At 35.6% G+C, this 22598-nt stretch carries 23 protein-coding genes; 6 read left to right on the top strand and 17 right to left on the bottom strand.

Annotation, left to right across the window (positions count from 1 at the left end):
• Nucleotide 1: 1 nt before the first annotated feature.
• The 3 genes from SAUT_RS03060 to SAUT_RS03050 all read right to left on the bottom strand — a co-directional run bounded on the left by SAUT_RS03060 (nucleotide 2) and on the right by SAUT_RS03050 (nucleotide 3092).
• Nucleotides 2-1231: a Mur ligase family protein gene (locus SAUT_RS03060; protein ID WP_013326412.1), complete on the bottom strand. Its 1230-nt coding sequence runs from the start codon at nucleotides 1229-1231 to the stop codon at nucleotides 2-4.
• Nucleotides 1209-2561, bottom strand: coding sequence for a MurL-like N-terminal domain-containing (locus tag SAUT_RS03055; RefSeq protein ID WP_148218499.1), 1353 nt, complete (start codon nucleotides 2559-2561; stop codon nucleotides 1209-1211). Before SAUT_RS03055 ends, SAUT_RS03060 begins: the two co-directional genes overlap by 23 nt.
• Before the next feature lie 87 nt (nucleotides 2562-2648).
• Nucleotides 2649-3092, bottom strand: coding sequence for a host attachment protein (locus SAUT_RS03050; RefSeq protein ID WP_013326410.1), 444 nt, complete (start codon nucleotides 3090-3092; stop codon nucleotides 2649-2651).
• A gap of 108 nt (nucleotides 3093-3200) precedes the next feature.
• On the opposite strand from SAUT_RS03050, the gene SAUT_RS03045 reads away from it, so the two are divergent.
• The 3 genes from SAUT_RS03045 to SAUT_RS03035 all read left to right on the top strand — a co-directional run bounded on the left by SAUT_RS03045 (nucleotide 3201) and on the right by SAUT_RS03035 (nucleotide 6766).
• Nucleotides 3201-4376: a hypothetical protein gene (locus SAUT_RS03045; RefSeq protein WP_013326409.1), complete on the top strand. Its 1176-nt coding sequence runs from the start codon at nucleotides 3201-3203 to the stop codon at nucleotides 4374-4376.
• Between the two features lie 11 nt (nucleotides 4377-4387).
• Nucleotides 4388-4999 (top strand): protein-L-isoaspartate O-methyltransferase family protein, encoded by a 612-nt coding sequence (locus tag SAUT_RS03040; RefSeq protein ID WP_013326408.1) that lies wholly within the window; start codon nucleotides 4388-4390, stop codon nucleotides 4997-4999.
• Nucleotides 5000-5068: 69 nt separating this feature from the next.
• Complete coding sequence (locus SAUT_RS03035; RefSeq protein ID WP_245534120.1) at nucleotides 5069-6766, top strand: DNA polymerase III subunit gamma/tau; 1698 nt, start codon at nucleotides 5069-5071, stop codon at nucleotides 6764-6766.
• Here the strand turns inward: SAUT_RS03035 and SAUT_RS03030 are convergent.
• From SAUT_RS03030 to SAUT_RS03015, 4 genes are all read right to left on the bottom strand, one after another.
• A complete protein-coding gene (locus SAUT_RS03030; protein WP_013326406.1) occupies nucleotides 6763-6975 on the bottom strand; it encodes a hypothetical protein in 213 nt (70 codons plus the stop codon). The genes SAUT_RS03035 and SAUT_RS03030 overlap by 4 nt on opposite strands.
• Before the next feature lie 79 nt (nucleotides 6976-7054).
• On the bottom strand, nucleotides 7055-7483 hold the full coding sequence (locus SAUT_RS03025) for a hypothetical protein (protein WP_169302248.1): 429 nt from the start codon (nucleotides 7481-7483) through the stop codon (nucleotides 7055-7057).
• 51 nt (nucleotides 7484-7534) lie between these two features.
• Entirely contained in the window at nucleotides 7535-7924 is a 390-nt protein-coding gene (locus SAUT_RS03020) for a hypothetical protein (RefSeq protein ID WP_013326404.1), read from the bottom strand.
• On the bottom strand, nucleotides 7918-8592 hold the full coding sequence (locus SAUT_RS03015) for a response regulator transcription factor (protein WP_013326403.1): 675 nt from the start codon (nucleotides 8590-8592) through the stop codon (nucleotides 7918-7920). The genes SAUT_RS03020 and SAUT_RS03015 overlap by 7 nt, the downstream gene beginning before the upstream one ends.
• A gap of 84 nt (nucleotides 8593-8676) precedes the next feature.
• Between SAUT_RS03015 and SAUT_RS03010 the strand changes: the two genes are divergently transcribed.
• Nucleotides 8677-9126 carry a hypothetical protein gene (locus SAUT_RS03010; RefSeq protein ID WP_013326402.1) on the top strand — a complete coding sequence of 150 codons (450 nt, stop codon included), beginning with the start codon at nucleotides 8677-8679 and terminating at the stop codon, nucleotides 9124-9126.
• A 2-nt stretch (nucleotides 9127-9128) separates the two neighbouring features.
• Here SAUT_RS03010 and SAUT_RS03005 read toward each other — a convergent pair whose 3' ends face one another.
• Nucleotides 9129-9935, bottom strand: a complete 807-nt coding sequence (locus tag SAUT_RS03005; protein WP_013326401.1) for a TIGR00282 family metallophosphoesterase — start codon at nucleotides 9933-9935, stop codon at nucleotides 9129-9131.
• Nucleotides 9936-10061: 126 nt separating this feature from the next.
• Here SAUT_RS03005 and SAUT_RS03000 point away from each other — a divergent pair, with 126 nt between their 5' ends.
• Both SAUT_RS03000 and SAUT_RS02995 read left to right on the top strand, forming a co-directional pair.
• Nucleotides 10062-11072: an amidoligase family protein gene (locus tag SAUT_RS03000; RefSeq protein ID WP_013326400.1), complete on the top strand. Its 1011-nt coding sequence runs from the start codon at nucleotides 10062-10064 to the stop codon at nucleotides 11070-11072.
• Nucleotides 11051-11734 carry a gamma-glutamyl-gamma-aminobutyrate hydrolase family protein gene (locus SAUT_RS02995; RefSeq protein WP_013326399.1) on the top strand — a complete coding sequence of 228 codons (684 nt, stop codon included), beginning with the start codon at nucleotides 11051-11053 and terminating at the stop codon, nucleotides 11732-11734. Before SAUT_RS03000 ends, SAUT_RS02995 begins: the two co-directional genes overlap by 22 nt.
• Here SAUT_RS02995 and SAUT_RS02990 read toward each other — a convergent pair.
• Genes SAUT_RS02990 through SAUT_RS02950 form a run of 9 tightly spaced genes read right to left on the bottom strand, consistent with a single transcriptional unit; the run spans nucleotide 11731 to nucleotide 22445 of the window.
• The gene (locus tag SAUT_RS02990; protein WP_013326398.1) at nucleotides 11731-12141 is read right to left on the bottom strand and encodes a YqaA family protein; all 411 of its coding nucleotides are present in this window, start codon (nucleotides 12139-12141) and stop codon (nucleotides 11731-11733) included. The genes SAUT_RS02995 and SAUT_RS02990 overlap by 4 nt on opposite strands.
• Nucleotides 12142-15135, bottom strand: a complete 2994-nt coding sequence (gene mfd / locus SAUT_RS02985; protein WP_013326397.1) for a transcription-repair coupling factor — start codon at nucleotides 15133-15135, stop codon at nucleotides 12142-12144.
• Complete coding sequence (locus SAUT_RS02980) at nucleotides 15135-15533, bottom strand: bactofilin family protein (RefSeq protein WP_041675123.1); 399 nt, start codon at nucleotides 15531-15533, stop codon at nucleotides 15135-15137. The genes mfd and SAUT_RS02980 overlap by 1 nt, the downstream gene beginning before the upstream one ends.
• On the bottom strand, nucleotides 15434-16390 hold the full coding sequence (locus tag SAUT_RS02975) for a peptidoglycan DD-metalloendopeptidase family protein (RefSeq protein WP_013326396.1): 957 nt from the start codon (nucleotides 16388-16390) through the stop codon (nucleotides 15434-15436). The genes SAUT_RS02980 and SAUT_RS02975 overlap by 100 nt, the downstream gene beginning before the upstream one ends.
• The gene (locus SAUT_RS02970) at nucleotides 16383-17528 is read right to left on the bottom strand and encodes a bifunctional folylpolyglutamate synthase/dihydrofolate synthase (RefSeq protein ID WP_013326395.1); all 1146 of its coding nucleotides are present in this window, start codon (nucleotides 17526-17528) and stop codon (nucleotides 16383-16385) included. Before SAUT_RS02970 ends, SAUT_RS02975 begins: the two co-directional genes overlap by 8 nt.
• 2 nt (nucleotides 17529-17530) lie before the next feature.
• The gene (locus tag SAUT_RS02965) at nucleotides 17531-19078 is read right to left on the bottom strand and encodes a GGDEF domain-containing protein (RefSeq protein ID WP_013326394.1); all 1548 of its coding nucleotides are present in this window, start codon (nucleotides 19076-19078) and stop codon (nucleotides 17531-17533) included.
• A 13-nt stretch (nucleotides 19079-19091) separates the two neighbouring features.
• Nucleotides 19092-19610, bottom strand: a complete 519-nt coding sequence (lptE, locus tag SAUT_RS02960; protein ID WP_013326393.1) for an LPS assembly lipoprotein LptE — start codon at nucleotides 19608-19610, stop codon at nucleotides 19092-19094.
• A 4-nt stretch (nucleotides 19611-19614) separates the two neighbouring features.
• Nucleotides 19615-22086 carry a leucine--tRNA ligase gene (gene leuS, locus SAUT_RS02955; RefSeq protein WP_013326392.1) on the bottom strand — a complete coding sequence of 824 codons (2472 nt, stop codon included), beginning with the start codon at nucleotides 22084-22086 and terminating at the stop codon, nucleotides 19615-19617.
• A 20-nt stretch (nucleotides 22087-22106) separates the two neighbouring features.
• Nucleotides 22107-22445 (bottom strand): DUF6394 family protein, encoded by a 339-nt coding sequence (locus SAUT_RS02950; protein WP_013326391.1) that lies wholly within the window; start codon nucleotides 22443-22445, stop codon nucleotides 22107-22109.
• Nucleotides 22446-22598 lie beyond the last annotated feature (153 nt).

Genomic DNA, 22598 nt, shown 5'->3' with positions numbered 1-22598 from the left:
TCTATCCTTTTAGTTGGTTCACCAGACTTTTAAATTCATCTCCACGCTCTATAAAGTTTTTATATTCATTAAAACTAGATGCTGCCGGAGAGAACAACACAATACTTCTTGATATATTATAAGCTTTTTTTACACTCTCTTGCAAGTTATTTTGTATAAACAGCCCTTTTTGTTTCTCTTTTACATGTAATGCATCATAAATTTTTTTCCCTGTGTCTGAAAACAGTATAATATTGTCAATATCACTTTTTTGCAAGAAATCTATCAGCACGTCATAATGCACTCCTCTGTCATTACCACCAAGTATAAGTGTGTCTACATTTTTTAAAATTTTCACAGCCTCAATGGTAGCTTGAGGAATAGTAGAAATGGAATCATTTATATAAGAAACACCTTTGATATTTTTTACAAATTCCAGCCTGTGTGGCAGTGTCTTGAACTCTTGTATTGTTCGCAGATAAACTGCATCATCAAGAGCTAAAATCTCTTTTAGTTTTTCAAGTATTTGTAAAGTAGATTTATGTATAAAACCGTTTTGCAGGTTAAAATCCACATTGTACTTGAGTTCATTTTCATGTACATTATAACCTCGTGTCAATTTCTGCGGCAGATTGTAAATAAAAATGTCATTCTTCTTTTGGTGCAAAAAGATATTAAATTTTGCACTATAATATTCATCTACATCTTTATAATAATCCAGATGCTCTTCAAAGAGGTTTGTCAAAATTGCAATATGCACAGAGTAGTTTACATGGTAGAGCTGGTGCGATGACAGTTCCATAACAATTGTTGTCTCATCATCAAGATTCTCAAGTATATCAAAAGCCGGCGTACCAATGTTTCCGCACAAAACACTCTTTTTACCTGCATTTTTCAACAAGCTGTCAATGAGTGTGACAAGGGTGCTTTTCCCTTTTGTTCCCGTCACTCCTATAATCTGATTTTTAAAATGTTTGAGCAATAGTTCTGTTGTAGAAGAAAATTTGTAGGATTTGTAATCAATGCCGAGATTATATAAAGAGATACCGGGTGATTTTACAATCAACTCTACTTCATCCAGCTTGTCCAAATAATTTTCATCACAAGAAGGATGATTTTTATCTATAATGACAAGCTCTGTATTTGGCAGGTACTTTTGTGCAAAATTATAAAATGATTTGCCCTCCATGCCAAAACCGAAAATACCTATGCTGGCATACTGTTCTAAGTCAGAAATTAAGTTTTTCAACATTACTTTTAAGTATCTTTTTGAATTTTTTCGGCAGGTTATTTTGTCCGTTATAGTTTACATGTAAGTCATATGGCGTATCTTTTGGCTTGTAATTTTTCAAAAGATATGGCAATTCTCGTTGAGAATAAGAATGATATTTTTTACTCAGGGCATAATTAACCTCATCATACGTGCCGACGCATTCAAAAGGTTTCAGAGCATCACTTTGTGAGAGTCCGTCAAAAAGTTCTTGTAGTTGGGCATCATCGAGTATATCTTTGCCAAATATTTTTTGCAGTATTGCATCGTCGATATAGTTACACAGCATAATGTAGGTAAAAAGGCATTTTGGGCATTTACCGCACCATTCATTACGTTTGCTCCCGACATTACAACTTCGAAATGTAAAAAAGTACTCTTTTGCAAATGTTGCAAAAAGCTGGGCAATATGTATTTCATCCAAAGGACGTAAAAAACTGAAATACTCCACATCATCTGTTATAAAACTGCTGATGTACTCTCGAAAATCATTTTCAAACTCTATGGATTTTGAGTATTGATGATTGATTCTTTGTCCGTTATAAATAATGTTTTCTTCATTAGCACTTGATTCGTTTGAAAGAACAATATACTTTGTTTTATACAACAACCCCAACCATATAGAAATAAACCCGACAATAGAAGAGAAAGGAATATGCCCGTTTAAATAGCCGCGTTCATTAAAGTCTAAAATCTTTTTCAAATCAAGTTCTCTTTTTAACTCTATAGCGTGCTCTGGGTGTTTTTTGAGTATATCCTCTGAAGCAACTATCGGGTTCATTGAGAACATAAAAGCATCAGGAAATTCATCTTTTAAAAGCTCATAACTTACAAGTGAATCTTTTCCTCCGCCAATCGGGATGATGATATTTTCCTGCGTTTTTAAAGATATTTTATCAAATGTTTTATCGTTACATGTAGAGGTAAAATGTACCAGTTCATCTTGTTTTACATCAATAGAGTTCAGATAAATAAACTCTCCCAAACCGTTAAAATAAAGCTTTGCAAACCACAATTTTTGTGCTTCATTCAAAGTGCCGCATTCTATGACAAACTCTTTTGGCACGGCAATTTTATAATAGCTTATCGCTTCTGCCATACCGATATGAAAAACAATATTTTCCATGGCAAAATCAGTAGAAATTTTTTCATTTTTATCGAGTGAAAGCTGATGAAAAAAGTCGGTAATTTCACCCTCTTCATCCAGCTGATAATGAAATTTCAGAATAACTTTCTCTTCATTGTCTATAATTTCATAGCTTTTATATATAAATGTATTTGATTTTTTGCGCAACTCTTGAAACTTTTTCATTGGAACCATTTTATATTTTTATCAGATTATATACTTATTTAACTCTATATATGCTAAAAGTTTCTTTCTTGCTGCGCTTGGGTGTCATTAAAGAAAATGTGTGAGTATCTTTTCTTTGTCTGCTTTTACCAAGTCCAGTTCCAAATTCTTTTTCAAAACAGCCTTTGTTTCTTGGCTTAGTTTCTCTACCAATTCTTTATTTGACTCTTTTGGAAATGCCAAGAAAAGAGATTTTGGATTTGTCTGTTGCACGATTGTATTGATATCTTGCGCCACCTCTTTAAGTGTTCTTTTTTCAATTTCTTCTTCAACATTATGTTCCTCTATACTCCCGTGGTTAATTCTTCCGTTAGCATCACTTTTAAGCTCTTGTAGTTTTTTTCTGCCCTCAATAAAATTTTCATCATCAATCAATTCCAAAGAATAATTAATTTTTAGTTCATTATTGAAAATATCTTCATGTTTTTTTACCTCATACGCTTTTAATTCCCCTACGTCTGCTACGATTATAACCGTATTGTCTAATTTCATAATTTTTCCTTTTTAAATGCTTTTTATTATCATATGTAAAGAATACTTTATTATAGATAAATTAAGCATTTGATTATTTGACAAAAATTGGTATAATTACTAAAAACCATGAAAAACAATAATATAACTTCAGAATCTCTTATGAATGAATTTGCTCATCAAACGGGCTTAACAGATCTCAATAAACCCTCCAAGCGTTATTTATGGACGGATGCTTTTGCAGTTTGTAATTTTCTGCAATTATACCGTCAAACAAATAATCAACACTACAAAAAGATGGCGCTATTACTTATAGATATGGTTCATTCAGTTCTTGGCAGATACCATCCTCAAGATTCTCGCAAAGGTTACATCAGTGGCATGGATGATAGAAGAAGCAAAGAACATCCGACCATTGGAGGTTTGCGTATCGGCAAACCGCTGAGAGAACGTGCTCCAAATGAAGCTTATGATGAAAAACAAGAGTGGGATAGAGACGGACAATATTTTCATTATCTGACGAAATGGATGCATGCATTAAGTCAGACTGCCAATGTAACAAAAGATGTCAAGTACATCCGTTGGGCAGTTGAACTTGCCAAAACTGCACACAAAGCTTTTACATACAAGATGTCCGACGGATCCAAGCGAATGTATTGGAAAATGAGCACGGATCTTTCCCGTCCTTTGGTCACTTCCATGGGACAGCATGATGCTCTTGATGCATATCTAACATATCTCCAACTTACGGCGACGGCATCTGCACTCGGAGAGGATGCAGATCTATTCACAGAGATTGAAGAAGCCTCTAAAATGTATACAATGATGCCGCTAGAGACAGCCGACTCTTTAGGCATAGGCGGGATTATGAGTGATGCAGGAAAAGTCTCACAACTCATAATTTTTTACAAACTGCCGCTTGAAGGGCTTCTTTTGTCGCTGCTGGATGCTGCGCAAAGCGGATTACAAGATTTTCTTCACACACAAACACTCAATTATCCCCCGCAGTATCGTCTTGCCTTTAGAGAGCTCGGCTTGTCTATCGGAATACACGCCATAGAGCAAACAGTATCTCTTCTAAGTAATCATCCTGATACATTCAAACAAAAAGAAGCACTCAAAGAAATTCTCGCACAACTCTATAAATATCTGCCTTTGGCAAAAGAGATTGAGAATTTTTGGCTGCTTGAAGAACATCAAAAGGTTTCTACTTGGACTGAGCATATTGATATTAACAGTGTTATGCTTGCAACAAGTCTGGAACCTCAGGGGTTTTTAGACATAGCCGTAAAACCATTAGTATAAAAGGAAAAAACATGAAAACAAATAAAGAACTTATTCAAAGTATGCAAAATTCAGGGGTATTAAAAACACCACACATCATGGAAGCTTTTGAAAAAATTGACAGAAAATATTTTGTGCCTGAAGGTTTTGAAGAGGAAATCTATGTAGATGCCCCCTTACCGATTGGAAAGGGTCAAACTATCTCACAGCCATCAACAGTAGCCTTTATGCTTGAGCTGCTTGCACCCCAAGAAGGCGACTCTATACTCGATATCGGTTCAGGTTCAGCTTGGACTACAGCCTTATTATGTGCAATCGTCACAGAAACCGGCAACGTAATAGGAATGGACCGGGTCGATACACTTGTAGAAGCAGGAAAAAAGAAGCTTTCACAGTTTGAATTTAAACATTGTCATATCGAAAAAGCAGGTGATAAACTCGGAAAGCCGGGGGAGCAATTTGATAAAATTCTAGTCTCTGCCAGTGCACCCGAGATCCCTGTTGAGCTTTTTGAACAACTTAAAATCGGTGCAACACTGGTTATACCTGTAGTGAACTCTATTTTTAAGTTTAAAAAACTTTCAGATACGAAAGTGCAAAAAGAAGAATATGCAGGATTTGTATTTGTGCCGCTGATTTACTAAGAGAAATGGTTTCATTAAATCATCTTTTAACCCTATATTTGCTAAAATATATGTAATTAATTATGGAGTATGAATTTGAAAGAAGCGCATGAAGTTTTAGCAAGAAAGTATCGTCCGTCAAACTTTGATGAACTCATTGGTCAAGAGACGATTGCCCAAACTCTCTCACTTGCGCTTGATTCAAACAGACTCTCTCATGCATACCTTTTTTCAGGGCTTCGAGGAAGCGGAAAGACTTCAACAGCTCGTATCTTTGCAAAAGCGCTTATTTGTGAAGAGGGAATGAGTCACCAGCCTTGTGACAAATGTTCAAACTGTGTAATGGCAAAAGAAAACCGTCATATGGACATCATAGAGATGGATGGAGCAAGCAGCCGTAAAATTGATGATATACGTGACCTTATCGAGCAGACAAAGTACAAACCTGCCATAGCAAGATATAAAATCTTCATTATAGATGAAGTGCATATGCTCACAAAAGAGGCTTTTAATGCTCTGCTTAAAACGCTTGAAGAACCGCCTGAATATGTCAAGTTTGTACTTGCAACGACTGATCCTCTCAAACTTCCTGCAACTATTTTAAGCCGAACACAGCACTTTCGATTTAAAAGTATTGCGACAAATAAAATAGTAGACCATCTTGCACATATACTTCAGCTAGAAGGCATAGAATATGAAAATGATGCGCTTGAAATTCTTGCAAGAAGCGGAAGCGGCAGTCTACGCGATACACTTACCCTGCTTGACCAGGCTATCATTTACTCCAAAAATTATGTAAATGTTGCAACAGTTACAGATATGCTTGGATTGGTTGATCCTAAATTTATCAGTGAACTTTTTGATGCTGTTTTTGCAAAAGACTATGCACGGCTTGTGGAATATACAAAAACTCTGGAAGATTATGAAAGTGAAATGGTTGTAGATGAACTCATTGCCTATCTCAAAGATAAAATGTATAATCAAGATGCTCTTTTTTCTACCCTAGTACTTGAAAGATTTTTTAGAATTCTCAGTGAATCCAAATATCTTTTTAGCATTAACGCTGACGGCTCATTTGTGCTTTCAATGATATTTTTCAAGATGATAGAAGCGCTTAAAATACGTGAAATCAACCAAATGATAGAATCTTTTGAAAAAGATGTCAAACGTCCGGACATAATTGTACCTCAAGAAGAAAAAAAAGAAGAGAAACCTTCTCCTATAAAAATAAAAGTTCAAGAAACTACGCCGGAGATGAATGGTAAAATTGCAAATGAAACACCTCTGCAAGAAAAAGTTCAAGAAGAAATTACTCCTCCCAACCAGTATCTTGTAACTTTCAACGAACTTATAGCCAAAATAAAAGATAGAAATTATGAACTTGGTGAGTGTTTTACAAAAAATATTCGCTTTGTTTCCTATGAAAACAACACGCTTACATGGGAGAGTTGTGCGAATGAAGAGTGTAAAAAAGTGCTCAAACACGGATATTCAGTCATTAAGCAACTTGTACGTGAAACATTTAGTTTCCAAACAAAGATAAAAGGCATAGCCTGTACACAAGAGCAAAAAAACGAGCCAGTTGAGAAAAAACAACAACCCGAGATACAAAGTGGTTCTACTGTAGGTGACATTGAAGCCGGAGGGACTGCAAGTTGTGTCACAAACTGCAACGAGTCATCTATACAAGATGAAACAGATGGTACAGATATAACAAAAGAGCCTATGATACAAAAAGCTATAGAGATGTTTGAAGCAAAAAAGGTAACCGTACAGTCAAAAATCTAATCAAAAAATATTTCACTGCAGCACAAACCTTTTTGATGACAATACTCTAATATCTCAACAAAAGGCGTAGAATTTCTTTTTTTAATAGTTGCGAATTTTGATTGTGAGATATGCAGTAAATTTGCCACGTCTTTATCATACACTTTGGCTTTTGTACCATCGGCAATATGTTCTTTTAAAACTTCTATAATCGTTCGAAAATCTCTCATTCTTACTCCTGAAAGTAAAAATATAACTAAGATAAATTAAGAAGCTAAAAAATATGTCAATTTGCTATAATACTAGATCCTATTCAAAATCTTTACGTCTAAAAAAGAGTGCATTTTTTAATTTTTCCTGATATTTGTCTTCATATTTTTCATCATATTCTCTGATAAGATCAGAATATAAAAATAAAAAATCATCTATTAATGAAAGAGTTTTTTTTGTTATATTATTGTATTCTAATATATTGAGTATAAGATCAAAACATTTACCTACTTTATATTTTGCATCATAAATCTCTACAAATCTTCTATTTTCTTTCGTATCTTTTTGAAGTATTTTTTTAATAATTGCATCAATCCCTATCTCGCATGTATTACCATCTTTGAGATAGTTGTGCATATCATAGATATCCATCTTCGCTACTTTTGTTAAAATCTCTTTTTCCTGCTTACAGTCTTGCAGTTTTTTCACCTGTTTGTTAAAAAGTTTTTTCAGCATCATCTTTTCCATTTCTTATTTATCATATGACACAAATTATAATAAAAAATTATTTAAACAATCTTAATCTCTTTTTTTATCCTTGTTTTTCAGTCTTTTAACAAGATTTTTCAAAAGTACTGCTATATGTAAATATTCTGTATAATAGTTTATTTTCAGCACTGCATCATAATTTTTTGCATCTATTGCTTCAAGGTAATCTTGAATTTTAGATGTATCTTGAGAAATTCTTTTTTGTAATCTTCTTATAAAAAAATAACTTATTGTAAAGACAATAATAAACGCAGACCCGATATCAAGCCACAATGCATTGAATCTATCCATAAGTGCACCATCGACATTCTCTATAAAAAAACGTTTTAATAAAACATAAGCAACTAAATAGAGTACAAAAAAACTGCCAACAAATGTACCTAAAAAAGTTAAAAAAATATCTTTTTTCAGTTTTAACATATTTTATAGCCTACACCGCGAACTGTTTGTATATAATCTTTTGATTTATCCGGATCTATCTTCTCTTTTAGTCTGTTTATTGCCACATTAACTGTCCTATACTGGTAGTTTTCACTGTCTCCCCACACGTTTTCAAGCAAATAATCTCTATCTAATACACTGTTTTTATTCAAAATAAACTCACTTAAAAGGTCAAATTCAAGTTTTGTAACCTCAACAGTCTTACTATCAACACTTAATGTTCTGCTACTTTTGTCAAGTAGTAAATCTCTAAAAAGCAACTTTCCATCGTGATGTTTTTTGGAGGTTCTCTTAAGCACAGAACGAATGCGAAGCACTAACTCTTTCATGTTAAAAGGCTTTGTAATATAGTCATCACCGCCTCGTAAAAATCCACTTTGAATATCTTCATCACTGTCTCTAGCACTTAAAAATATAACAGGTATATCAAGCCCGTCATCACGCAGTTTAGCGACAAATTCACTCCCTTCAACACCTGGAAGGTTTCTGTCCATTATGAGCAAATCTATCTCTTCTTCATCTAAAATCTGAACAACTGTTTTTGTATTTAAAAACCCTATTGTTTCAAAGCCCTCTTTTTGCAAGGTGTACTCTAAAAGTTCGAGTAAATCTTCTTCATCTTCTACTACAACTATATTTGCACTCATTACTATGCCTTAAATATTTTTTATAATTATAACAGAGTTAAAAGATGATGTGCTATAATACATTAATAAAAGCTGGAGAATAAAATGTTTGTTTCATCGTACAATACATACATAGCACACAAACCTTCAACGAAGATAGAAGAAAGTACGCAAAGAGAGAATGAGAAAAGTTCTTCATCTGAGAAAAAATTATTTTCAACAGAACTTGAAAAAGTTGTTTCTTCTTCTGCAAAAATACCGCTAAATTATATTTCAAGCTATAAATCATTAAATAATCAACAGTTATTGCAACAACAAAACGAACTCAATAAAGACTACTCAAAAATAAAATTTGAAAAAATAAATAAAATCACCAGTGCACAAAATGCCTATAGTGAAAACTCCAAACTTTTTCCTTTATTGCAAAAGCCTAAAATAGCTTTAGCACAAGAAGTAAAACAGCCTAAAAATATACAGCAAAACAGTGTTTTAAAGCAAAAATTTATCAATACTTATATAGCAAACGACAATTACTACAAAGTAACCGCTGCTTAAATCTAATCGAGCCACGCCTCAGTTTTAATCACTCTGTTATCATCAAATATTTTTAACTTATAAGCCTCGTTGCATCTGCCGTCATTTATTTGCATTACAGCCATCTGCAGAATTTTTTTACATTTTTTAGGAATGTCAAAATGCCCTTTTAAACCTGTCAAAAATTGTTTTATTGGTACTTCTTTATCCATTCCTATTACATTGTCACGACATCCTGTAAGTCCGATATCACTCATATAGGCCGTGCCGTTTACAATTTGAAAATCATCAGTTCCTACATGTGTATGTGTGCCGACAATACCACTCACCTCACCTTGGAGCATCATCATCAATGCACGCTTTTCACTTGTTGCTTCTGCATGAAAATCAATAAAAATATTTTTTATACCCTTACCATGTAACTCCTGCACCGTATTTTTTGCACAACGAAATGCATTATCTGTATAGGGCATTGCATAGTGGCCCATTAAGTTAAGTACTGCAAGTTGTTCACCTTTAATATCATATACACGCAAGCCATTTCCGGGTACATCATCAGGGTAGTTATGCGGACGCAAAAGTTCATGCGTATCTAAAAGAGGAATAATGTCTTTTTTATCCCAAGTGTGATTGCCTCCACTCATAACATCAATGCCATAAGAGAAGAGTTCATTCGCATTTTTCAGTGTAAGTCCAAAGCCATGCGAAGCATTTTCATAATTTGCAATTACAAAATCTATTTTTTCTTCTTCTTTTATTTTTTTGAGATAATCACGCAACATAATGCGTCCGGGTTGACCTAGTATATCGCCGATAAATGCTATTTTCAATTTATAATTCTTTTCGTTTATTTTAATACCAATCCCCATAAAGTGGGGATTGGTATTAGAATTATAGCTAAATCTTTCACCTAGTTTTCTTTAAAAAAAACAGTGAAAAAATAGTATAATACAGCTATGAATCATTTTATACAGCCGCCTGTACTTACAAACTCCTCAAATGAACTTCGAAAAGTTGGCTTTGAGCTCGAATATAGCGGAATTGAATTGCAAAAAAGCGCTGATTTGATTGTTGAAATTGTGGGACCAGCAAAGATTGAACAGATAAATCCCTATCACTACAAAATCAAAGACACACCCTATGGAGACTTTAATCTGGTGCTTGATTTTCAATTTCTCATCTCTCAAGGTCTACAAAAATGGCTTCATAATGTTGGACTTGACCAAATAATAGAGACAGAAATTGCACTAGCTCTTGAAGAGTTTGTTGCCACACTTTCACAAACTATTGTTCCTTATGAGATATCAACACCACCGCTGCCACTAGACACATTGGAATTGATAGAAAATCTAAAAGAGCATTTTCGTGTGCATGGAGCAATGGGAACTGCTGCCAATCCCTTTTATGCCTTTGGTTTTCATATAAATCCACAAGTGTACTCTCTTGAAGTGGAAGAAATTATTGACACTCTCAGAGCATTTTTTATACTCTATGATTATCTTCTTTTGTGGCTTCAACCTGATATTTTACGCCGTATCAGTCCCTATATCAAGCCTTTTGAAAATAAGTATATAGAAAAAATATTGGATGCTTCTTATACACCCGATATGAATACTTTCATCAAAGATTATCTCATCTATAATCCTACGCGGAACCGTGCGCTTGACCTGCTTCCTCTACTTGCATGGATAAATCCTAATCAAGTGTACAGTGCACTGCCCCAAGAAAAAATATCGGCTCGTCCAACTTACCATTATAGACTTCCAAACTCAAAAGTTGATGAAAAGCAGTGGCATACATATCATGCCTGGAATAGTTGGGTAATGGTTGAAAAGCTCGCACATAATAAAGAAACACTCAAAAAGCTGAGCAAAGAGTACACACAATATCTAGCAGAACCGCTTGCTTTTTTAGAAAAAGATGCGTGGATCCAAAGGGTAAAGCAATGGCTAGAAAAACAAATGTGATCATAACCGGTTCTGCAAGGGGAAGTCACAGTGCATGGATAATGAGCCAAGGACTACTGCGTCTTTACGGTGTTCATGCACAGTTTTTTCAGCCTAGTCAATGGGACAAAAAAATCCAAATGGACGGACTCCTCATTACAGGAGGCATCGACATAGATCCTCGAACCTTTCATACACACAAACATTTCAGCACTATAAAAACCGATACACAACGTGATGCTATGGAATTGTTTTTACTTGAACGTGCACAACAAGAAGCCATCCCCGTTATGGGAATATGCAGAGGCATGCAGCTTATCAATCTCTTTATGGGAGGAACACTGCATCCACATATTCCTGAAATGGATTTGAATTTTCAACATCCCCATTCAGTATTTCCTTCAAACATACTAACCATCGAGCCAAAAAGTCGTCTGCATAAAATTCTCAAAACCGACAGACTCAAAGCCAATGCTCTGCATCACCAAACACTTAAAAAAATAGGCAAAGGACTTAGAGTCTCTGCCAGAGATACAAACGCTTTGATTCAGGCAATAGAATCAACAGAAGAAAATTTCACTTTAGGGTTGCAGTGGCATCCAGAGTTCATGCCTTATCATTGGAGTACGCATCGTATCTTTAAAGCTTTTGCTAAAGAAGTTAAAAAACAGGCTCTGTTTTAGATAAAAAAGAGTGCAAAAGCAATATAACGAATGCCTTTAGCAAAAAGAACAAGCAGAAAAAATCTTTTAAAATCATAATGTAAGACACCTGCTACAAAAGTAATAGGGTCTCCAATCACCGGAGCCCATGAAAGCAAAAGGACAACAGCCCCATAACGATCAAACATTGTTTCGGCTTTTTTAAAAGATGTCATTTTTACATACTTTTTACGCTCTAAATAATCAAGCCCTTTTCTACCCAAAAAGTAGTTTACGCATGAACCAAGCGTATTTCCGATTGTTGCAGCGCCTAGCAGAGCGTAAATGTTGTAACCGGCTGTGATATCATAGGCCAGGACTGCTTCACTCACCACCGGCAAAAAAGTTGCAGCAGCAAAAGAACTTAAAAAAAGAGTGAGATAGACCAACTAGAGAACTTTTGGTTTGTTATTTCTTAAATAATAAAGCGTTGCTTTAATAATATCATCATCATCTCTTGAATCTGACTTTATAGTCTCTTTAGAATCATTTAAATAGGTGAATGTAATATTTTGTCCATAGTTTGCTATGGTTTTGATTTTTTTCTCTAGTGACAAAAGCTTAATAACCATAAGTTCAAAAAACTGTTTTGTAGGAACATCCAGCTCGCCGAAACGGTCAATTACTTCTTCTTCAATTTCATAAATTTCTACAGCATTTTCACACTGTGAGAGTCTTCTATAAATATCTAAACGCAGTCTGTCTTCTTTGACAATTTCATCACTGATAAAAGCAGAGATAGTAAGTTTAACATCTACTTTTGCCCGCTCTCCCTCTACCGTATTGCTCAGCTCTTTTATGGCATCTTCAAGCATTCGCAGATACAAAGAGTAGCCTATATTTTTAATATGTCCGCTTTGTGCATCGCCGACAAGATTCCCTCCGCCACGAATTTCCAAATCATGATGTGCAAGCACAGACCCTGAGCCCAAAAATGAGTTTGATTCCAATGCCAAAAGTCGTTTTTTTGCCTCATCTGTGAGGTTTTCTTTGTTTTGTACGATGAAATAAGCAAAACCTTCACTGTGTCCACGACCGACACGCCCTCGAAGCTGATGCAGATCAGCTATACCGAATCTGTCCGCACCGTCTACAATGATGGTATTGACGCGAGGCATATGAATCCCGCTCTCAATAATGGAAGTGGCTATCATTAAATCATACTCGCCCGCTTCAAATTTTAACAGTTCTTTTTCAGTCTCTACAGCTGATATTTTTGAATGCAACATAAGCATTCTTAAATCCGGCAAGAGTGCTTGAAGCTCATCCAGTTTTATAGGCATATGATCAATCGAATTATGCACATAAAAAACCTGCCCGCCGCGGCGTAGTTCTCGCAGTATGACCTCTTTTATCAGCTTTTCATCATACTCTTTTACAAAAGTTCTCACACCTTGACGTTCGCTTGGAGGTGTTAAAAGCTGACTCATAGTTTTTATGGAGCTCAGTGCCTGATTAAGTGAACGCGGAATCGGCGTTGCACTCATAGAGAGCAGATGCACATTATGATACAGCTCTTTTATTTTCTCTTTTTGTTTGACCCCAAACTTATGTTCTTCATCTATAATTACCACGCCGAGCTTTTTAAATTCAAGTCCAAAGAGTGTGTGTGTTCCTACAACACAGTCTATTTCACCGCTTGCCAAACCTTTTATAATCGCATTTTTATCTTTGGTACTTACAAATCTGTCCATTTTTGCATAACGTATGCCCAAGTCTTTAAACCGCTCATCCAAAGAGCGCCAGTGCTGCGCTGAAAGTAGTGTTGTAGGAACAATAAATGCCGACTGATAGCCTGACTGACATGCTGCATAAATTGTGTTGAGTGCAATTTCTGTCTTTCCAAAACCGACATCTCCGCTGAGGAGTCTGTCCATAATATGACCTGAACTCATTTGGTTCAAAATTTCATTGACCGCCTGCGTTTGGTCTTCTGTATATTCAAAACCCGAAAGTGCTTGAAACTCCTGCAACTCTTTTTTACCCAAAGAAATTTTTGGTGCTTTAATGAGAGCCCTTGCTGCTGCGGTATTTACTATCTGACCTGCAATTTCAAGCAGTCTTTTTCGCACTTTCGCTTTGAGCTTACCGAAGCTGCCTTTTCCGAGTCTGTCAAGGACAGGTGTTGCACCGCCTCCGGCAATATAACGGTCAATAAAGTCCAAATTTTCCACAGGCAACAGTATTTTGTCATCACCTACATATTTAATGACGATGAAATCTTTTATGCCGCCTAAAATTTCAGTCTGCTCTATCTTTTCAAAGATTCCCACACCGTAATCTTCATGCACAACATAATCACCGGCTTTTAAATCATCCAAAAGAATCGAAGTTTTTCTTCGACGTCGTTTTTTATCTGCTTTATTGAGCGATACCACAAGTTCGTCAGGCGTAAGAATATTTAATATATACGGAGCTTGTATAATTGTCATATTAGTCGTATCATAAATACCGGCTTGTTTGACAGTAGCATTATTCGCCGCGATAAGCGTCACTTTTTTGTCTTGATGCACTTTTAAAAGCTGTGCGACATTGGCTACGACAAGCTCTTTTACCTCATCATTTTCTTCTAAAACATCCAAGTCAAAGGCATCTCTTGGAAGACGGGGATTATTAATGCCGTAAGCATCTTTAAGCAGGTTGTCCAGATTTCTGACAAGCTTGACATTTTTATTCTCTAAAAAATTCTCTGCCATATCATCAAGATGCCAAAAGCCTAAAGAAGCCACATCTTTGTTCAATGCGTCAAATTCACTATTTTGTATTTTTTGATTAAGTTCATTATAGGCACTTTCATTCAAAGAGTAAAAAGCACTACGGATTTCTAGCGCTTCTAAATCATCCCCGAGTGTTCTTTGTGATTCGAGTTCAAATTCTTTAATCTGTTCTACTTCATTATCAAAAAGTGAAATTCTTATTGGATTATTTGATGAAGGGACAAAAATATCTATGATATCTCCACGATGAGATATTTCCCCCTCAACCTGCACCATATCCACAAAAGTATAACCCCAGTGAATCATCAGTTGCTTAAACTCTTTTAAATTGATCTCGGCACCGAATTCTAGAGTTGTTGTGCCTAAAAGCTCTTTTTTGGGCAGATGAAAGAGCAGTGTTTTTAAAGGAGAGATAATAAGCGGTTTTTTCTGAGCAGAGTGATATGTTCTCAGTGCAAAAAAAAGTTCATGCAACTCCTCTTTGTATGAACGCAAATCATCACCGTAACTTGGTCTAAAATCGGGAAAGACAATAACATCATGCTGAAAAAATTTCGCTACATTTTCAAGTTCATATGCTTCTTTTGCATCTTCACATAGTAAAAGTTCAACTTCTTCTTTTGTTTCATTCTTACTAAAATGATTAAATAAAATTGCCTGAGACATTAATTTCCTGTTTCAATTTTTGACATAGACGCAGTAGTATCTTTAATAATTGAGTTACCTTCAAAAATACCTTTAGACTCTATTACAAGTTCAACAGAAGTTATTTCGCCATTTACATGTCCGGCAGCTTTTATCTCAACTCTGTCCGCATGTACACTGCCTTCTACTAAACCCTGCACAACCAGTCGTTTTGTGGTAATATCGCCTTTTACATGCCCGTTCTTACCGACATTTACCTCTTTGGAAGACTTAATAAACCCCTCTAATTCTCCATCGATATATAAATTACAAGAAAGTTCTACTTCGCCTTTGATTTTAGCTCCAGCTGTGATAATTGCCGTGTTTGAGTCCGTTTTGTCACCTTTAGCAGTGATGTCGCCATTATTAAAGATTGCCATGGTACTTTTTTCTCCTTTTTAAATATTTCATCATAATTTTGCTGCGTCCATTTTATAAAATAATATGGGTTTAATGCACGATGAATAAATCGTATTTCATAATGCAGATGCGGTCCATTACTGAGCCCTGAATTGCCCGTATAAGCAATCAAGTCACCTTTTTTTACAAATTGACCCGATTTTATCACAATTTTGTTTAAATGCCCAAAATAAGACTTAAAACCATACACATGTTCAAGTATGATAAGTTTACCAAACCCACTGCGCTTATGCATGCCTGCCCACTCAACAATGCCGTCAGCCGTTGCATATACGGGAGTATTGAGTTTTGCTTTCATATCGGTACCCCGGTGAAACTCTTTTTTATGCAGTGTCGGATGTATTCTGTTACCAAACTTACTGGTTATGCCGCGATATTCCACAGGGGAACCACTCGGTATAAGTTCAAGCAATGTTGCTCTGTGCGATGAGTTGAGCATTGTCATATTAACTCTATCCGCTAAAGATTCGTCCGCAATAGGTTTAAGCCCTATAAGTGTCTCAATTTGAGATAAAGAGTCGGAGAGTTCATCGAGCTCTTTTTCTTTTGCCAAAAGTGAATGCGTCGTATTATTCATATCGGTTTGTAATTCTTGGTTTTGACGCAGCATCTTCTCATAGGCTTGTGCTACTTCATTTTTTTTGCTCTGCAGTTTATCAACACTGGCATTTAAATATAAAATCGTTCCCGAAGCAATCAGAACAATGCTTAATAAAAACAGTCCGGCATATAAAAAAGCTTTTTTTATAAACTTATGAACATTAAACTGCTTCACACCGTTGTCATCATGAATAGTTACTGTAAAATGATTATTCACGATACTCCTTTAAGAATGTCTCTACAACACTAAAAGAACCGAAAACAAGATAATTCTCATGCGTCTCTATACCTTCAAACTTTTTATGTGTAATATTTAAATTTTCTATTGCCTGAACTAATTTATTTCTCTCTTCTATTCTATCATCTTTTACATCTATAATCTCTACATGGTAAATAATTGGTTTTAAAATATGAATAATTTCGCTATAATTTTTATCTTTATAACTATTATAAACTAATATATATTTATTCTCTTTTAAAGTTTCATAAATTGACTTCGCAGCAAGAGTATTGTGTCCAACATCTACAAGAATATTTGTACCTAGTTGTGAAAGCCTGCCAAATAATTTTGCGTTCTCAAAATTCTCTACGTCATAATCAATGCCTAAAATCTTCAAAGCGGCAATACTCAACATCAAATTCTCTTTTAGATAATGAGGCAGATTGTTGTTTTGTGCAATTTTTGTAATTTTTATACTATCTTGTTCATTAAGTAAACTGTCATACTCTTCAATCAATACGTCTTTTTGTTGTGCAATTCTTTTGGCCACTGTAATTACTTCTTCGTGAGGCTGGTTTGCTAAAATTGCTCTTGTTCTTACAGCATTGAGTTTTGTCGTTGCAATAGATTCTATCTCTGAACCCAAAAAAGCTTCATGGTCAAAGTCAATCGGTGTTACAAGCGTTAAAATATTTTCAAATACGGCTGTTGCATCATATTCACCGCCAAGCCCGGCTTCTAGTACCACATAATCACACTCCTGATACAAAAATATTGCCAACAGTGTTGTATATTCAAAATAGCTCAAAGTCTCTGCTTTTTGCGGTGTTAAAAGTGATAAAAGTTTTGTATGTGCCTCATTAAGAACTGTATCGTTTACACTTTTTCCATCAAGCCAAATACGCTCGTTAAACTCTAAAATATGCGGAGAAGTGTAATGTCCGACAGAAAAGCCCAAAGAATACAAAGCAGATGCCAAAAAACGTCCTGTCGTTCCCTTGCCGTTTGTACCGACAAGATGTATAATTTTTGGAATTTTCAATGCACTTTTGATACGTTCATATATCCTAGGCATACGAGCATAGTCAATTTTGTCATAATAAAGTGGTTTATTGTCTAAAAAAGTTTGCAGCATTGTTATTTTTTGTACTCCGCTTTATTTCTTCCCTCTTTTTTCGCTTTGTACAAATACTCATCTGCAGAGTTTACAGCCGCTTCGAGCGAAATATGGTCAGAACGCTGAGAAATACCGGCACTCACAGTAACCTTTATACGTTTTCCTTTATATACGAAACGTGTCTTTTCTACATGCTTTCTAACTTTTTCGGCAAAAATCACCCCGCCTTGAAGGTCTGTTTCACTCAGCAATGATAAAAACTCTTCTCCACCAAAACGACCTATAATATCTACTGTTCTGCTCTCTTTTTTGAGTATTTTTGCAAAGGCTGAAAGTACTGCATCCCCTGCTTCGTGGCCATACGTATCATTTACCTTTTTAAAGTGATCTATATCAAACATTACAATAGCAAAATTACGTCCATACCGTTTGTACTCACCCTCTTTCATATTCATGAATTCATCAAGTGCACGTTTATTATAAAGTTTTGTCAAAAAGTCTTCTTTTGACTCCTGCTTAACCGCTTCAAGCTCTTTTTCAAGCGTATGTACTTTTCTACTCAAAGCCTGAACTTCATCACTGTGCCCTTTTAAGTCTTTACTTAAAAGCTGCGTATTTTCTTCCAAGGCAACGGCGATAGTAAAGAGCTTTTTATGTGCGAGTTTAAAATTTACTGTTGATTCTTCACTATATGATTCCAGCTCTTTTTTAATCTTCTGTATTTCTGTATTTGAAGTGTCTGAGCGCTCAATCATATCTATGAGTCGCAGTGAAAGTTTGTCCAACACGCCGTCAATAGATTCCACCATCTCTTTGACAGTCTCTTTATCAAGAGCTATTCGTAAAGATATTGCTGATCTTATTTCATGTGCTACACTCACACTCTCAAGTAAAGCAGGGTTTTGCTGAATTTTTTCGCTTAAAGAAGCAATAGTATCATTTACACTTGAAGCAATAGAAGGCACAAAAGAGGCTATCAAAAGTTTTGATATTTTTTGTAAATTAACACTTTGAACATCTTCTGGACTAACACATGCCAATTGTAAATTTTCAATAGTTTTTTGTAAATCTTTTGTATCTACATTGCCGTACTCTTTTAATTTTTGTAAGAAGGTATCATCGTAAGTTGTTAAAAAATTGACCCATCGCTGACGAAACTGGTCTAACTGCTCCGGCTGTGCCCCGTGTTCTAAAAGATCAAGTGTCTTTTGTGCAAGTTCACTCGCTTCTTTGTTATGCAGTACAGTAATAACCTGCAGGATTCTTTTTGTAAGTAATGTCTCAGATTCTAAAGTGTCAGAACATTGTGTAGGATTGGTTCTATTGAGTTTGGAGATTAAAAAACGGATAAATTCATGCATCGTTTTGATGTTGTAGTTTTTCAAATCTTTTTGCAAATCTTTATTGAGCATTTCATTGAATTTTGCCAAATGCTGGCAGTCTTCAATCTGCATATTCGCCTTTTTTGCTTCCATGCAAAAAGCTTCGGCATAAAAATCCGGAGTTAATAACTTCCCCTCAGCCTTAAGTCTTTTTACAGCCTTGGCAATAATTGTCTGTATAGTCATTTTTTTTCCTAGTTTATAGTCTCGATCCCTCTGCAGATATCTGCGCTACAAATGATGATATAGCCTTGATAGCACTGAATTTTATGGCATCAAATCGTTCTTGATCTGTTATAACGGCATTAGGCACAACTGAAAAGTCATACGTCCCTTTTGCTGTGTAGTCTTTTTTGATATTTTTAGATTCTCTTATAATTTTTAAAATAATAGTCGCTCTGTATGCAATAATATACCCGTCTGTATTATACTGAATTGCCGAATAACTTGGAGGATTTAAAGAAAAACTCAAATGACTATCAGCATGAGCCCTGTCAGTTAAAGAAGCATGAAATACTTCAACAATAGCACTGTCTACAGCATCTTTAATCAAAACGGTATTTTGCGGGTCTACTGCTGAAATAGTTACATGCGTGTTTATCTTCTCACCGACAACACTGCGGGCATATTTTGAACTCGGTTTATATCCACACGCACTTATAGAGATTATAAGCATTAACAAAGAGAATAACTTCAAAAAGTGTGGATATGTTTTCATTTTTTCAACCCTTTACTACAATATTGACAAGTTTTTTAGGAACAAAGATTTCTTTGACTATTTCTTTTCCCTCAAGCCATTTAGCAATATTCTCTTTTGCCGCAGCAATAATTGCATCTTTATCTGTATCTGCCGCGACTTCAATTTCGCCTCTTTTTTTACCATTGACTGAAACACCCAAAGAGATACTCTCTTCAACAAAGACCTCTTCTAATATTTCTTGAGGTGCCAGGTTATTCAGATTAAAGTATTTTTCACTTATCTCATAACATGTATGTGGAATAACCGGTTCCATTATAGAGCTGAGTATCCAGTAGCCCTCACTCCATACATCTGCATTGCTTTGTGCATTAAGTGCATTCATCGCTTCCATCACACCCGCGATCATGGTATTGAACGTATATCGCTCATTATAGACATCTTCGGCACGTTTGAGCGCTTCATAGACTTTTTTGCGGGCAAACTTTTCTTCTTTGCTCAAATCTGCATGATTTATCTGCGGTTTTTCATTACATGTAAGCACATTTGTGCTTCTCTCAAAAAATCTTTTGATGAATTTATATGCACCTTCAACAGCACTGTCATTCCATTCAAGTTCCTGTGTCGGCGGTGCAGCAAAAAGAATAAAAAGACGCGCCGTATCTGCACCGTATTTTTCTATAATGGCATCAGGGTCAACCGTATTGCCTTTTGATTTACTCATTTTTGCACCGTCTTTGAGTACCATTCCCTGTGTCAACAGTCTCTCAAAAGGTTCATCAAAGTCAACATAACCTAAATCACGAAAAACTTTTGTAAAAAATCTTGCATATAAAAGGTGTAAAATTGCATGCTCAATACCACCAATGTAATGATCAACACCTTCATGCCCTTTAGGGTGCATCCAGTACTTAATCTGTTCAGGAGAAAAAGCCTCTTTTTCCCAGTTTGCAGGAGAAGCACAAAAGCGTAAAAAATACCAGGAAGATTCAACAAAAGTATCCATAGTATCTGTTTCACGAACTGCATCACCGCCGCACTGAGGACATTTACAGTGTTTCCAAGTCGGATGATTTTCTAAAGGATTTCCCTCACCCGTAATTTCTACATCTTCAGGCAAAGCAACAGGCAAGTTTTCTTTTTTCTCCATAACAAGACCACATGAATCACAATGAATAAAAGGAATCGGTGCACCCCAGTATCGCTGACGGCTTACACCCCAATCTTTTAATTTATAATTAGTTGTCTTTTTTCCAAGATCTTTTTCTTCAAACATTTCAATAATATGCTCTTGGGCTTTTTGTGCATTCATACCGCTAAAATCACCGGAATTAATAAGTTCACCTACTTCAGTAAATGCAGCTCTTGAAAAATCGTGTTCACCGTTAAAAGGTTTTATTACCGCTTTTATAGGCAAATCATACTTTTTGGCAAAATCATAATCTCTCTCATCATGTGCAGGAACAGCCATAACAGCACCGCTTCCATAGTCCATAAGTACAAAATTCGCTACCCAGACAGGAATCTCTTCTCCGCTTAATGGATGCTTTACATGTAAACCAAGCGCAACGCCTGACTTTTCTTTTTGTCTATCAATCGATGAAGCACTTTTCATTGCACCAATCTCTTTAATTACCGCATCATCAAGCAATTTATTTTCTATCATATATGTAACGATTTCATACTCAGGTGCCAAAGCAGTATAACTTACACCGTAAATAGTGTCAGGTCTGGTTGTAAAAACATCAAAACGCTCGAACTTATGTCCAAGTTTTTCTTGACTCTCTTGGTCAAAATACAAATCAAATGCAAGCCCGTTTGATTTTCCTATCCAGTTTTCCTGCATAGTTAAAACCTGTTTCGGCCAGCCATTTTCAAGCTTTTTCAAGTCTTCTAAAAGTTCATCTGCATAAGCAGTAATTTTAAAATAATACTGATTCATATCTTTTTTAACTATCGGAGTATCACATCTCCAACAGCAACCATCCACTACCTGTTCATTTGCAAGTACAGTTTGGTCATGTGGACACCAGTTGAGCATCCCTTTTTCACGATACAGTAAACCTTTATTGTACATGTCAATAATAAAACCTTGTTCAAACTTGGTATAAAGCTCATCACTTGTGGCAAATTCCCGTTTGCGTGAAAAAGAGAAACCCAGAGAATAAAACTCGTTTTTCATATAATCTATGTTGTCATATGTCCAGCTTTTAGGATGTGAGCCATTTTTTATAGCAGCATTTTCAGCAGGCATTCCAAAGCTGTCAAAGCCGATTGGATGGAGCACATTTTTCCCCTGCTGTCTGTGATAACGCGCAAAAGCATCACTAATAGAGTAGTTTCTCACATGTCCCATATGCAGGCGTCCGCTTGGAAATGGAAACATTGAAAGTATATATTTTTTCTCTTTTGTAAAATCTTCACTCGGCTCAAAACTTTCGTTTTGCTTCCAATAATCCTGCCATTTTTTTTCTATATTTTTCGCACTATATTCCAATTTTATTCTTCCTGTAAATATTAATACTCTTCATGTGTTTTACTACTCTCAATGTAGACAAGTCCCATTGAAAATAGATTTGCAATCAATGCACCGATAGCCAAAGCCATTGCCCAAGAATCATCTTGTACAATAACCAAAAATACGAATGCCGGAATAAGGTGTAAATCAGCGACTAAAGAGGATGCTAACAGTTCGGCTGAAAGTAAATTTCGCACGCCTATTTTTAAAATTGTTGAAACCAGATTGACACTTGCTGCTATAAACAATGAAATAGCAGTATTTTCATATAAAAATCCTGCTATTGATGTTAGACTCATTAGTGAAAAGAAAACATAAACAACCTTACCCCAATCCATTGCTACTCCTTAATTTTGCTTGCAAAATGAAGGAAACCTCCTCCATTTGATTGATTACGGTAAGGAAAGTAATTCCCTTACCTACGCTATCGCTTGGATTCCTTCGGCAGGAAGCCCATCGCAACTTGTTGCTTTACTTTATTATAGCAAAAT

This window comes from Sulfurimonas autotrophica DSM 16294 (assembly GCF_000147355.1).
GTDB classification, from domain to species: domain Bacteria; phylum Campylobacterota; class Campylobacteria; order Campylobacterales; family Sulfurimonadaceae; genus Sulfurimonas; species Sulfurimonas autotrophica.
Note: the sequence above shows the minus strand (reverse complement) of the source record. Positions and strands in the feature narration are given on the sequence as shown.